Annotated in this window: 15 protein-coding genes; 5 read left to right on the top strand and 10 right to left on the bottom strand. The window is 26.3% G+C overall.

Going from position 1 to position 13,532, the window contains the following annotated elements; genetic code table 11:
- Positions 1-123: 123 nt before the first annotated feature.
- The 4 genes from ACZ41D_RS05955 to ACZ41D_RS05940 all read right to left on the bottom strand — a co-directional run bounded on the left by ACZ41D_RS05955 (position 124) and on the right by ACZ41D_RS05940 (position 3,013).
- Positions 124-876, bottom strand: a complete 753-nt coding sequence (locus tag ACZ41D_RS05955; RefSeq protein ID WP_464152989.1) for a class I SAM-dependent DNA methyltransferase — start codon at positions 874-876, stop codon at positions 124-126.
- Position 877: 1 nt separating this feature from the next.
- A complete protein-coding gene (locus ACZ41D_RS05950) occupies positions 878-1,624 on the bottom strand; it encodes an NAD-dependent protein deacylase (RefSeq protein ID WP_464152988.1) in 747 nt (248 codons plus the stop codon).
- A 65-nt stretch (positions 1,625-1,689) separates the two neighbouring features.
- Positions 1,690-1,875, bottom strand: a complete 186-nt coding sequence (locus tag ACZ41D_RS05945) for a small, acid-soluble spore protein, alpha/beta type (protein ID WP_464152987.1) — start codon at positions 1,873-1,875, stop codon at positions 1,690-1,692.
- A 211-nt stretch (positions 1,876-2,086) separates the two neighbouring features.
- The gene (locus tag ACZ41D_RS05940) at positions 2,087-3,013 is read right to left on the bottom strand and encodes a CPBP family glutamic-type intramembrane protease (RefSeq protein WP_464152986.1); all 927 of its coding nucleotides are present in this window, start codon (positions 3,011-3,013) and stop codon (positions 2,087-2,089) included.
- Positions 3,014-3,277: 264 nt separating this feature from the next.
- On the opposite strand from ACZ41D_RS05940, the gene ACZ41D_RS05935 reads away from it, so the two are divergent.
- From ACZ41D_RS05935 to dapB, 3 genes are read left to right on the top strand one after another with little or no spacing between them, the layout of a single operon-like run.
- Entirely contained in the window at positions 3,278-4,276 is a 999-nt protein-coding gene (locus ACZ41D_RS05935) for an aspartate-semialdehyde dehydrogenase (protein WP_464152985.1), read from the top strand.
- 21 nt (positions 4,277-4,297) lie between these two features.
- Entirely contained in the window at positions 4,298-5,188 is an 891-nt protein-coding gene (dapA, locus tag ACZ41D_RS05930) for a 4-hydroxy-tetrahydrodipicolinate synthase (RefSeq protein ID WP_464152984.1), read from the top strand.
- Position 5,189: 1 nt separating this feature from the next.
- Positions 5,190-5,951: a 4-hydroxy-tetrahydrodipicolinate reductase gene (dapB, locus tag ACZ41D_RS05925; protein WP_464152983.1), complete on the top strand. Its 762-nt coding sequence runs from the start codon at positions 5,190-5,192 to the stop codon at positions 5,949-5,951.
- Positions 5,952-6,071: 120 nt separating this feature from the next.
- On the opposite strand, the gene hpt is transcribed toward dapB, so the two are convergent.
- The 4 genes from hpt to ACZ41D_RS05905 form a co-directional block, all read right to left on the bottom strand.
- Complete coding sequence (gene hpt, locus ACZ41D_RS05920) at positions 6,072-6,602, bottom strand: hypoxanthine phosphoribosyltransferase (RefSeq protein ID WP_464152982.1); 531 nt, start codon at positions 6,600-6,602, stop codon at positions 6,072-6,074.
- Between the two features lie 162 nt (positions 6,603-6,764).
- A complete protein-coding gene (locus ACZ41D_RS05915; protein WP_464152981.1) occupies positions 6,765-8,756 on the bottom strand; it encodes an Eco57I restriction-modification methylase domain-containing protein in 1,992 nt (663 codons plus the stop codon).
- Between the two features lie 20 nt (positions 8,757-8,776).
- Positions 8,777-8,908, bottom strand: a complete 132-nt coding sequence (locus tag ACZ41D_RS05910) for a hypothetical protein (protein ID WP_464152980.1) — start codon at positions 8,906-8,908, stop codon at positions 8,777-8,779.
- A gap of 61 nt (positions 8,909-8,969) precedes the next feature.
- The gene (locus tag ACZ41D_RS05905; protein WP_464152979.1) at positions 8,970-9,638 is read right to left on the bottom strand and encodes a single-stranded DNA-binding protein; all 669 of its coding nucleotides are present in this window, start codon (positions 9,636-9,638) and stop codon (positions 8,970-8,972) included.
- A 296-nt stretch (positions 9,639-9,934) separates the two neighbouring features.
- Between ACZ41D_RS05905 and ACZ41D_RS05900 the strand changes: the two genes are divergently transcribed.
- Positions 9,935-10,087 (top strand): hypothetical protein, encoded by a 153-nt coding sequence (locus ACZ41D_RS05900; RefSeq protein ID WP_464152978.1) that lies wholly within the window; start codon positions 9,935-9,937, stop codon positions 10,085-10,087.
- 24 nt (positions 10,088-10,111) lie between these two features.
- Here the strand turns inward: ACZ41D_RS05900 and pdaB are convergent, their stop codons facing one another.
- Positions 10,112-10,879, bottom strand: coding sequence for a polysaccharide deacetylase family sporulation protein PdaB (pdaB, locus tag ACZ41D_RS05895; protein WP_464152977.1), 768 nt, complete (start codon positions 10,877-10,879; stop codon positions 10,112-10,114).
- Positions 10,880-11,030: 151 nt separating this feature from the next.
- Here pdaB and ACZ41D_RS05890 point away from each other — a divergent pair, with 151 nt between their 5' ends.
- Positions 11,031-11,963, top strand: a complete 933-nt coding sequence (locus tag ACZ41D_RS05890; protein ID WP_464152976.1) for a Na/Pi cotransporter family protein — start codon at positions 11,031-11,033, stop codon at positions 11,961-11,963.
- A gap of 105 nt (positions 11,964-12,068) precedes the next feature.
- Here ACZ41D_RS05890 and ACZ41D_RS05885 read toward each other — a convergent pair whose 3' ends face one another.
- Complete coding sequence (locus tag ACZ41D_RS05885) at positions 12,069-13,205, bottom strand: polysaccharide deacetylase family protein (protein WP_464152975.1); 1,137 nt, start codon at positions 13,203-13,205, stop codon at positions 12,069-12,071.
- Positions 13,206-13,532: the final 327 nt, after the last annotated feature.

Raw genomic sequence — 13,532 nt, 5'->3', positions numbered from 1 at the left:
AACATTCCTCCAATACATCTTTAAATTAAGGCAGATGACTATGTAGAATCACATCTTCAATCTACTCTAAATAAGTCTATCACAATTACTATCTCTTGTCAAATAATATTCCCAAAATTACTATTAAATATTCATAATTTTTTCAACAATAAAAGTTAATCTTTCACTATTTTTACTAGGACGATTTTCACTATATTCATCATAAATACCTAATAATTTTAAGTTAGCACATTGCAAAGCAACTTTAATTTCATTTTCTTCGTATGCTCGTTCAACATGTATTTCATCAAACCTCCTATATAAATTTCCCTCTTTTATAAAAAAAGTAAGATAAAATTCACAGCATTTACTACTATCATCGAAGTTATTTTCCCAAGTATAAAAAATGTCTTCATCATCATATATAAAAATGTTATTTCCTAATATATCTTTTAGTTTATGATATGAATTAATATCAAATATAAATAATCCTTTATCATTAAGGTGATTTTTAATATTCATAAATAGTTTACACAGATCTTTATAATCATTTATATAATTAATACTATCACACACACATAAAATAGCATCAAATTTTAAACCAATATTAAAATTAATCATATTTTGTTTTATTAAATTTAAGTTTTTAAATTGTTTTAATTTATCATAAGCAATTGAAAGCATTTCTTCAGAATAATCAAAAGCTGTTACTGAATATCCGTCCTCACACAAATATTTTGTCAAATTGCCAGTACCACATGCCATTTCTAAAATTGTTTTAGGCTTACGATTGTATTTAGCAAATATTTCTAATATACGCTGATACCATCTATGATAATCTATATCTTTCTTTATTAATTGATCATAAACCTGTGCAAACTCTCTATACTGTTCCACCTTACTTATCCTTCTTTAACATATTTAATAACTCATCTAATATTAATCCACATTTACCATTTATGACTACATCAGCATATCTATCGTAAGCCGTTTTTCCAACATTTATTATTGCTACTTTTTTAGCTATTTGTGGAAGATAATTAACTGGAACAACAGTAAGACTTGAACCTATTACAATAAGTAAATCGCTTTTTTTGACTTTTTCCCAAGCAATATTAAAATCTTCTGGAAGCTGATCACCAAAGAAAACAACATCAGGTCTTAATATACCTCCACATAAATCACATAAAGGTGGTATTTGTCCTTTATCAACTTTTTCAGTTATTACGTCTAATTCTACCTTCTGACCACAATTTATACAACTTCCAGTTCGAGTTTGGCCATGAACTTCAAGGATATATTTTGAGCCTGCCTTATGATGCAAATTGTCAATATTTTGTGTTATAATACCATCTATATAGCCCATTTTCTCCATTTCAGCTAATGCATAATGTCCTTTATTTGGTTGTGCATCTTTCATACTTAGCAAAATTTTATAACCTACTTTATAAAATTTTTTTGGGTTATTATACAATACTTCTGTAGATAGTGCTTCCATTGGATCCATCTTTTCCCAAAGTCCTGTTTTTGGACTTCTAAAATCAGGAATTCCGCTTTCAGTTGACATACCTGCTCCTGTTAGCACCATTGTTGACTTCGAAGTTTTTATCATTTTATATAATTTATCAAGTTTTTCTTTATCCATAGTCTTGCCCCCCTAGAAAACTTAATTATAAGTAAATTATACCATATTCTAATTACATACCCAAATCACTTAGTTTTTTTCTTTTTTCTCGATGTCATAATCCCCCCAATACGTCCAGATTCCTTTGCTGTAAGACCTCCCCATCCAACATCTTTAATTTTATCAAGCAATCCTAATTCTTGTGCTATTTCATATTTCATTTTATTTTTTAAAGTATTTTCCTTATCTTTTCTTTTTGTTTTTTTAGACATATTTCCCCTCCTTCATAATTATTATGCGAACATAAATTTATATTATTCTTTTTTATATAGAAAATTACATAATAAAATAATCCCAACAAAATCAATCTCATCTACAAATTATATAAACTTATCATTTAACAATCGTATTTTAATATCCATAAAAAAGAACTTACTATAGTAGTAAGTTCTTTTTTATGGATATTTTTGGTGCATTTAATGGCTAGAAAAGTACATGAATCAAATAATATATAATTAAAATAATCAACAAAGGTAAAATTTCCAAAAATATTTTTCCTTTTGATTTAACTTCTACATATTCTACATTTATTTCTTCCTCATTTTTACTTATTGTTTCAGGCAAATTTTTAAGTAATAAAAAAGCTAATATCCCACAAACAACCGCTATAATTCCTAAAAATATTGCTCCAATTATAAGATAAATTCCCGACGGCATATTGGTAACCATATCTTGAGATTGTTCTACATAAGTATTTGACTTCATTAAAAAATAACTTATTAATAATGCTATTGAATTATTAGTAATGTGAGCAATCATTGAAGAAAAAATAGAATTAGTCTTATAAACCATATATCCAAAAACTATGCCCAAAATAATTGGAGCTATAAGATTTTGAATATTGTAGTGAAATATGCCAAATAAAACTGCCGAAACTAAAATCGCCTTTTTTTTCCCAGCTTTTTTATAGGAACTCATAATAAAACCTCTAAATAAAGCCTCTTCACATATCCCTGCAGATAAAGCAATTATTATAAAGCTCTTAAAAAGTTCTATTCCACTTTGTGGTATAGGAATGGTGACAGGATTTATCTCACCAAAATGATTTATGAATAATATAAAAATATAATTAAAAAATACTCCAACTGGATAAATCAATATAGTTATTAAAGGTATCATTAATATTTGTTTCACATTAATTTTATTAATCATAAAAATATCTTTAAAATTGTAACCTCTTATTAAAACAAACAATATAGTTGGTAGCAATATTAGAACATATTCAGTAATAATAAGTCCAGAATATAATTCCCGCTTTTGCACTATAGTACCAATAAATATAAGCAATAGTCCAATAAATAAATAAAAATAATTTGCTTCTATTATTGAAGATTTCCTAGTTTTATTCATTATTATCATCCTTTCAAAAAAAGTTCAAATATATCATTTCACACTCTTTATAATGATTTACTTATGGTTATCTACCTCCATCTCTCCACTATATTTTAGGTGAAAGGTAAAATATTAGTTACAAATTTTTACCTTATACTAATTCTACAATTTTCTCATAAAATATTTATTATTTAGTTATAAAAATTATGTAGATTATTAACCATATAGACCTTACTACTATATACTATATTAACAGCAAAAAATATACAAGAGGTGGTAAATATGAATGGAGTAAATTTAGCAATCGTTGGTGCCACAGGAATGGTAGGAAGAACTTTCATAAAAGTACTGGAAGAAAAAAAATTCCCAATCAACAATTTATATCTCTTTGCATCATCTAAGTCTAAAGGACAAAAGTTAGTGTTTAATGATAAAATATACACAGTAGAAGAACTAAATGAACATTCTTTTAAAAAAGATATAGATATCGCACTATTTTCAGCTGGTAGTAAAATAAGTAAAAAATTTGCACCAATAGCTAAAGATAATGGTGTTATAGTAATCGATAACAGTAGTGCTTGGAGAATGAGTAAAGAAGTGCCATTAGTTGTTCCTGAAGTTAATCCTGAAGACGTAAAATGGAACAAAGGGATAATTGCAAATCCTAACTGTTCAACAATACAATGCGTTGTACCTCTTAAACCATTACACGACTTGCTACACATAAAAAGAATAATATACTCTACTTATCAAGCAGTTTCAGGGTCTGGAATAGGTGGAATTAATGATTTAGAAAATGGTATAAAAGGAATTCCACCACAAAAATATCCTCACCCTATTGCATATAACTGCTTGCCACATATTGATGTTTTTATAGAAAATGGATATACAAGGGAAGAAATGAAAATGATAAATGAAACAAAAAAAATACTACACGATTCACAATTAAAAATAACTGCAACTGCTGTAAGAGTCCCAGTTAAATATGGTCATAGTGTATCAGTTAACTTAGAATTTAGCAAATCTTTTAAAATTGAAGAAATAAAAGAAATACTAAGAAACAGCAGAGGTGTAATTGTACAAGATGACATTCAAAACAACATTTATCCAATGGCAATAAATTCTGAGAATAAAGATGAAATTTTTGTAGGCAGAATTAGAAGAGATTTTAGTTTGGAAAACGGAATTAACATGTGGATTGTAGCAGACAACATTAGAAAAGGAGCTGCGACTAATACAGTACAAATAGCTGAATTATTACTTGAAAAATTTTTTTGTTAAATAGTTTAAGGAGGGAATAAAATGGTTTTATTTAAAGGCTCCGGAGTTGCAATAGTAACACCGTTTAATGATGATGGTATCAATTTTAGTAGATTAGGTGAGCTAATAGAATGGCATATAAGTCAAAATACTGACGCTATCATTATATGTGGTACAACAGGTGAATCTTCTACTATGTCTGAAGAAGAAAAAAAATCTGCAATAAAGTTTACTGTAGAAAAAGTAAATGGTAGAATACCAGTTGTAGCTGGAACAGGAAGCAATAATACTAAACATGTAATTGAATTGAGCAAATATGCTGAAAAAGTTGGTTCAGACGCTTTGCTTATAGTAACCCCATATTATAATAAAACTACTCAAAAAGGAATTATCGAACATTATAACACAATAGCTAATAATGTTAATATACCAATAATAGTATATAACGTTCCTAGTAGAACAGGACTTAACGTGTTACCAGAAACATTAAAAGAATTAGCTAAACATCCTAATATTAAAGCTGTCAAAGAAGCAAGTGGAAATATAAGTCAAATCGTAGAAATAGCACGCCTATGCCCAGATGATTTCTTTATATATTCAGGAAATGACGATATGGTTGTTCCACTTCTTTCTGTAGGAGGCAAAGGTGTTATTTCTGTTGTAGCTAATATTCTACCTAAAGATACTCATGATATGGTTATAAATTTCTTAAATGGCAATTTTGAAGAAGCAAAAAATCTTCAACTTAAAATGAAAGGATTGATTGATGCTTTGTTTGTTGAAACAAATCCAATTCCAATAAAAACTGCTATGAACTTATTGGGAATGGATGTTGGAAAACTAAGATTACCATTAACATCAATGTCAGAAAATAACCTCAATATTTTAATTAGAGAAATGGAATCCTATGGTTTATCCATAAGGAGGAAATAACATGATAAAAGTAATTATAAATGGATGTAATGGAAAAATGGGTCAAGTATTATCCAATGAAATTAAAAAAGAATCCGATATAAAAATAGTAGCTGGTATAGACAAAGATACTCAAAAACATAGTAATACCTTCCCTGTTTTTAATAATATAAATAATTGTTTAGAAAAAGCAGATGTTATTATAGATTTTTCTAACCCAGCATGTATTAATAATTTATTAGATTATTCAATAGAAAATAAAAATGCTCTTGTAATAGCAACTACAGGTTTTTCAACCAAATCTTTAGAAAAAATTAAAGATGCTAGCATGAAAATACCTATTTTTTACTCTTCTAATATGTCCCTAGGTATCAACATATTAATATCTCTCGCTAAACAAGCTGCATCTATCTTAAAGGATAGTTTTGATATAGAAATTATAGAAAAACATCACAGAATGAAAATTGATTCTCCAAGTGGTACCGCATATATGATAGCAAATAAAATAGATGAAGAATTAGGCAATTCCACGAAATTTGTCTTTGGAAGACACACAAGTAACAATAAGAGAGAAAAAAATGAAATAGGTATACACGCAATACGTGGTGGTACAATAGTTGGAGAGCATACAGTTATTTTTGCAGGACCTGACGAAATAATCGAATTAAAACATACTGCTTCTTCAAAGGTTATCTTTGCTAAAGGTGCTATAAAAGCAGCAAAATATATCGTTACAAAAGATAAAGGACTATATAGTATGGATGATTTAATAAACTTAAACTGAATAAATTGCATAATTAATACAAAGTCAAAATTTCTCGAAAGATTTTATTATGCAATTTACTCAACTAATAATAATATTATAACAAGCTAAAAATTCAAAGTGGTAAACCACTTTGAATTTTTATTCATCAAATGTAAAAATATAAGGTATATTTCTAAAATAATCTCCATAATTTAAACCATATCCAACAATAAATACATCAGGTATAGTAAATCCAACATAATCAGGTTTTAAATCAACTCTTCTTCTATCTGGCTTGTCTAAAAATACACATGATTTAATACTTTTAGGTCCAAGCTTATTTAAATGCTTAATTATACTATCCATAGTAAGACCTGAATCCATAATATCATCAACTATTAACACATCTCTATCTCTTACATCAGCTTTTAAATCACTAAGTATATTGACTTTACCACTACTTTCTTCCTCATTGCCATAACTAGATGTAGTCATAAATTCGATTTGAACTGGTATATTGATTTCTCTAACTAAATCAGCAGTAAAGATAAAGCTTCCTTTTAATAATGAAACAATTAATAAGCTTTTTTCACTATAGTCTTGAGAAATCTTTTCACCTAATTCTTTAATTTTACAGCTAATATCTTCTTTTTTAATTAATATTCTTTTCTTTCTTTCACTTAAAATCATACTCACCCCCTAATATTGGTACTACATCACAAATCATCAATAATAAAATCAATAGAAAAATATCCTATGTGTTTTGAAACTAATTCTAGTTCAATATTTTCAATTTGTCAATAGTTTAGCCATATATCGTTCTAATTAAGGAATTATTTAAAAAAACTTTATTTAATTAACATCGTATAAACACAAAGGATTTACTTTATGTTTTTTGCATACTTTTATTATATTACCATATTTTTTAATATCTTCTTTTACTGCATTTAAATTAAAATGTTTTTGAATTTCATACTCTATAGGAGATTGTCCCAATTCTCTTTTTATATCTTGTATTTCTTCTTCACTTAAATTAAAAACTTTAAATATAATATCATCTAATTTATTTTGCAACAATTCAATTTTTATCTGAATTCTATAGATATTTTCTTGATCAATATCAGAGTTTATCAGCTTTATTTTATGAAATATAATTTTATCAACAAGTGTTTCGATCTTTTCTTTAATATTATTTTCGCATATTTTAATAGGGCTATTCTGAATATGAAAAATCTTAAGTTGTGGAAAAATCTTTCCATTTTCCCTAACGAGAGTCTTGTAAAGATAATTATTAAACATTGAATTTAAAAATCCAAGTACATATTTTAAACTAATTTTATTTTGATAATCTTGTCTCAATATAAGCGAATAAAGAGTATTCAAAATATAAAAACCATTGTTATCATAAGCACATATAAATCTATCAGCAGTCTGCCTTATTAATATTTTTTCGTTATGTATAAACTCTTTTCTCATAAAAGTTGCATACTCGCCTTTTGATTTATCTATTAAATCTTTATTGTCAATAAAATAATCTCCAGACCATTTATAACAGTAGGTAAAAACATCTTTACCTTTTAAAACTTTTTTAGCATTAGGAATATTCTTATTCCTTGTTATAAGTTTTTTTCTTACATTTCCCGTAGCTATTCCAGCAACTACCTCACAAATATCATTTATCTTTAAATACTCATTACTAAAAATCCTTTCTCTTATTTTAAAAGTTATATCTGATGACTCTATATCAAATACATTTTTTAGTGTTTTCGTGTAATTTTTTTGAGGTATATATCTATATCTAGGTTTTAACCCATTGTCTAAATTCTCTCTTCCCTTTAAACATTTAATTATGTTGTCAAATCCTTTATTACTTTTCACTAATATAATTATTGCCATATTCATTCCTACATTTCTGAATATTCCTTCCCCTAAATATACTATTTCATTAATACATGTCTTGTCCAATATAAATTTTCTAACTAAAGAAAAATTATTATTCGAAAGCAAATTACCTGGAATAATAAAACCTAACTTTCCTTGTTTTTTTAAAAGGTTTATTGATTTTTCAATAAATAAGCTATATAAGTCAAATCTTCCAACAGCTGTTAAATATTCCTTTTTATAGTAGTCTTTATCAAAATACTTATTTATCCGTCTGTTTTCTAAATATGGAGGATTCCCTAAAATAACATCAAAATCAAGAGAATCAAATCGATGTTTTTTTAAAAAATCAGTATTAAGTAAATTTAAATGAAATTTATCAACTAATCCTGTTTTTTTATATGCTCTAATAGACAATAAAATTTCATATATTTTTAATGCTTCGCTATCTATATCAACCCCATATAAGTTTTCTTCAATAATCTGCCTAACAATTATTTTATCAGCTAAAGTAGTATTATTTTTATACCAATAAAATATTTTATCAAAAACATATAATAAAAAATTCCCACATCCACAAGCAGGTTCTAGTATTTTTATTTTTGAAATGTCTTTTTTATTCTTTATTAATTCATTCATAATACTATCAACAATATACTTAACTATCCATTTTGGCGTATAGTATATGCCATATTTTTCTCTTTTACTTTTATTCTCATTTATATATTCATATGAGTACATAATTATATCTTCATTACTTAAATCTACATTACTTAATTGCTGTTTTAAAAAATAGCGTATTTGCTTGATTTTCCTATTATCAATATTATTACTTTCATAATTAATAGCATCAGTAACTAGCGATATGATTGAATTAATAATTATTGATTCTAATTTACTTTGACTATAAACACCATTAAATTTTTCAAGTGTTTTATCTATAGCCTTAAATATCCTATTCATGCATAACACCTGCTCTTTTTTCAATCTCTAAATTTTTTAGCCATTATACTTTTTTTTATGTCCTTTAATTCATAAATTATCTTATTTAACGAATATTGTATACTAATAAGAATTATAAAAAAAATTATAATTATCATTATTTTATAATTCATCTAAACACCTCCAGCTTTATTATACCAAAAAACAAGATCTATAATAGATCTTGTTTTGATATTAATCGGTTTTACCTTCTCTATTGTTATCTTCTTTTAGGTACTCTAATTTAGAAATTGAAACCTCATATGCAATCTTAGTTATCGTTTCTCCTTTTGGTAACTTTTTTTGGTATTCACGGCTTTGAATTCTTCCCCATATTTTTATATGGTCTCCAATTAATAATTTTTCACAATATCTAGCGTTTCTTCCCCAAGCTATACATGGTATGTAATCAGATTTATTATATGGCCTATTTACTGCTATTAGTAAATCAGTAATTTCTCTACCAAAAGGGGTAGTCCTATACACAGGTTCTTTACATATGTACCCATCTAAGAATATTTCATTCGGTTTTCTTAATAATTCTGTAATTTCTTCTTCATCATGAGGACAGTATATATCTCTGGCAAAAACAGTAAGCAATAATTTATTATTTCCATTTACATACCTGTTATAAGACCTTAATTGTCCTTCTATCACAATGTACTCACCTAGCTTAAAATCTAGCCCAACAAGTAACCGTTCAGATATAGTTACAGGCAAAACATCTGAATAATCGCTTAATCTTGGAACTTCTACATCAAATACATAAAACCCTTCGCCATACATTTCATGACTAAACTTTTTTTCGCTAGCTACCTTACCAACAATAGTCAATACATTAGTATTAATAACCTTATCAGTCATATATTTTCAGCTCCCCCTTTACTATTCTTATGTGTTTTAATCAATCTATAATAATACTTATTCAAGTGAATAAAATAATATGATGAGTTTTATTATTAATTTGTCTTTTGTAATATAGTTTACAGAATTTTCTTTATAACTAATATTTGACATTAATTTAAAAATTCCTGCTTTTTTCAAAAAATGGTCTTTTTTTAATTAACGAAAACTGTGATATTTCATGCTTGAAATTCAAATAATATATATGAAAAAACTACACAAACTTAATATAAAATATTAAAAAGAGGTGAAAAGTTATGAAAAAGAAAAATGTATCTTTAAATGCTAAAAGTGCATTAGAATCATTTAAAGAAGAATTAGGTAAAGAACACATGATAAAAGTAAAAAAGAAGAAAAATAAAAATTTAAAAGATAAAAATGATATATACTCAAATCTAGGAAGGTCATAATCTAAAAGGAGGCATTTTGCCTCCTTACTTTAGTTTTTGTCTCCCAGTATTGTCAATGTAATAACCATCCTTATATATCAATTCTGATACAGGTACTATTTCATATCCATCAGATTTAAGCTTTTCCAAAACTATAGGAAGATATTGAGATATATATTTAGCATTATTGTGAAAAAGCACAATGGAGCCTTTTCTAACATTTCTAGTTACTCTGTCAACTACAGGTTGAACCCCCAATTCCTTCCAATCAAGAGAATCTACATCCCACTGTATAGGGTAATAATTTTGTTCTCTACATGTTTTAATAAGTAAATTATTGTAATCTCCAAAAGGAGGCCTAAATAATATTGTTCTTTTACCAGTTAATTCTTTTATCTTATCTTCAGTATTTTTTAATTCATTAATTATTTTCTCTTTTGAAAGTTTTGACATATATGGATGGTTTGTAGAATGATTCCCAATTTCATGACCTCTAGCATTTATTTTTTTTACCATATCTGGATATTTATCTACCCAAAATCCAACTAGAAAAAAAGTTGCTTTTACGTCATACTTATCGAGTATGTCTAATATTTCTTCAGTATATTGGTCTCCCCATGCAGCATCAAAACTTATAGCAATTTTTTTGTCATCAGTCTCTACTGAATAAATTGGCAATTCTCTTCCAGTAGAAAACACACTTATAACTATTCCTCCATTATTATAGCTAGTATAAGCTACAGAACCTAGAATAACTACTAATATTAATATTACTCTTAGTATAATATTTTTATGCAATAAAAATATTTTCAAACTATCCCCCCCAATAATTACAATGTTATTATAATTTATTCTATATATTTTTTAATATTACATTGATATAAAATGTTTCAATAATTATTTATTGATTTTTCTAATATATATTAGATGATAAAATCGTATAATTAGGAGGATTACATTTAACATGAAAATAAATTCTTTTATATTATATTTTTGCAGCGGGGTAATAATATTTCTTTGCGGAATGAATTTAATGACTTGTTCATTTAAAAATACTATTTCCAGATCTGTAAAAAAAAAGCTTGGCAAAATTACCAAGAATAAAATTACTTCACTTATGATAGGACTAGTAGTAACCGCTATATTACAAAGTAGTAGCGCTACTACCCTAATTATAATAAGTTTAGTACATAATAATCTTATATCAGTACACAGTGCTGTCCCAATTATTATGGGTACAAATATAGGAACAACTATAACTGGTCAATTATTATCATTTAATTTTAAAAAATATATAATATTTTTATATATTTTATCTTTAATACTTATGATATTTCCAAGAAAAAACCAATTTAAAGTAATTTCAAAAATTATTCTAAGCCTAAGCTTAATATTTACAGGTTTTGAAATAATGTCCATATCAATAATAATTGTTAAAGATATAAGTTTCTTTTCTAATATAATAATAAAAATAGGAAAGAAAAAGTTAATAGGAGTATTGCTAGGTATATTTATTACCATTGTTTTACAAAGCAGTAGCATGGGCATAGGTATACTTCAAGCATTAGTTTCTAATAATATTGTTAGTGTAAATACTGCTATTCCAATACTCCTTGGTGAAAACATAGGTACATGCGTAACTTCATTACTTGGGTGCATTATTGCCAATAAATCAGGTAAACAAGCAGCAATAGTACACATACTGTTTAATATAATAGGAGTAATGATATTCTATTTTTTCACAGATGTTCTTGCACAAATTTCATATATAATATCTCCTGAAAATCCAGCAAGACAGATAGCTAATGCACACACAATTTTCAATGTATCAACGACTTTATTTCTTCTCCCTTTTTCAAATTTCCTAGCTAATTTATCAAAAAAAATAACCCAATGAGGAAATTGCATAATAAAATAATTCAAGAAATTTTGCAAGTTTAAATTCAACTAAAAGTCCAAAATACCGGAGTTAAAAAATTTATAACTTGCAAAATTTTGACCTTTAATATAAGTATAAAACTTTATCTTTTACTTTTTCCATATCAATATTTGACTCATAAGCTTTTGGTACAGTAACTATATCAGAATTACCATCGCTAATAAATTTTTTTTCTGGATACTTATCAAATCTATTTAACCAATCGTATAACCCTAAATTATCAACATTCATTTCACTTGCCCTAACTCTAGGGATTGAATAAGGGTTAAATTCCTTATTAATAGGAGATAAAGACGGTCTAGCGCCAACATTTAATATAGCAATATTTTTATAATATATACCATCATACTCTCCTTCAACAAGTAATGGTAATAAATCTTTGTTTTTTGGTCTTCCTCCGTTGCATAAAGCATAAGTATTTACATCATAATTAGGTAAATATTTTTTGATAAACTCAACTTCTTTAGCAATAGCTCTCTGAATCTCTTCTGGGTCATTAATTTTAGACATATCATTGTGGCCTATAGTATGATTTCCTACATCAAAACCATTTTCAACAAGATATTTTAATTTATATTCAATTAGCTCATCTTGTCTAAAAGGTCTTGTCCCATTGATAAAAAAAGTAGCAGTAACTTTAAAATCTGGATGACTTTTTTCAAAATCTTTTAAAATACCTACAGCACAATTGGGATCAATTATTTTTTCTCCATCCTTTTCAATTATATTAAAATTATTTCTATTTCCGTCATCAAAAGTTATTACTATTGGAGTATACCCTGCTTCAATAGTAATATTGTTATTAACAAAATCCTTTAATGAAATAGGTCTATAACCTTTATCATAAAGAGTTTGTAAATCCTTTCTAAAATTATCAGGGGTTCTTACCCAGTCAGATTCCTTTTCTCCAATATTATGGTACATAAGTATCATTACTTCTCCAGCTTCATTTGGTTTCAATGACAAGTCTATTAAATCTTTAGGATCAACATTTTCTTCAGTATTTTTTTCAGTATTTTCTTGAATATCTTCCTTCTGCTGTACATCTTCATTTGAACTAACTACACTTTTATCATCATGTTCTGTATTAGTAATATCAGAACTATAATTTGCTACATCCTTTTGATTACTACAGCTAATAATAATAAACATTGTCAAAACAAGAATGAAAAAATAAGTAAATGTTCTTCTTTTGTTCATGCAATAATTCTCCTTTCTAACATCGTCTTATTATATAATAATCCAATTTAAATATCAAAACATAAAATTGATTATTATTAGAGTTATTTTAATTTTAATGCTTGTTTTCCCGTATCTATAGTATATATTATTTTTTACATATTAGCTAGATAAATATATCTTAATTTTTTATGTATAAAATTTACCTTAATATAAAATTTATGTACTTTAAATCCAATAATTATTATTAAAACTTATTATTTCTAGTATATGTTATCAGTTTAAAGAGCAAATTAATAATGTAACATCTAGCTAGATGTTTTTATATAAGGCTGTATTAAAAATAGT

It is taken from the genome of Brassicibacter thermophilus (assembly GCF_055378355.1).
The sequence above is the reverse complement of the archived record's forward strand: the minus strand, read 5'-3'. Positions and strand labels throughout refer to the sequence as shown.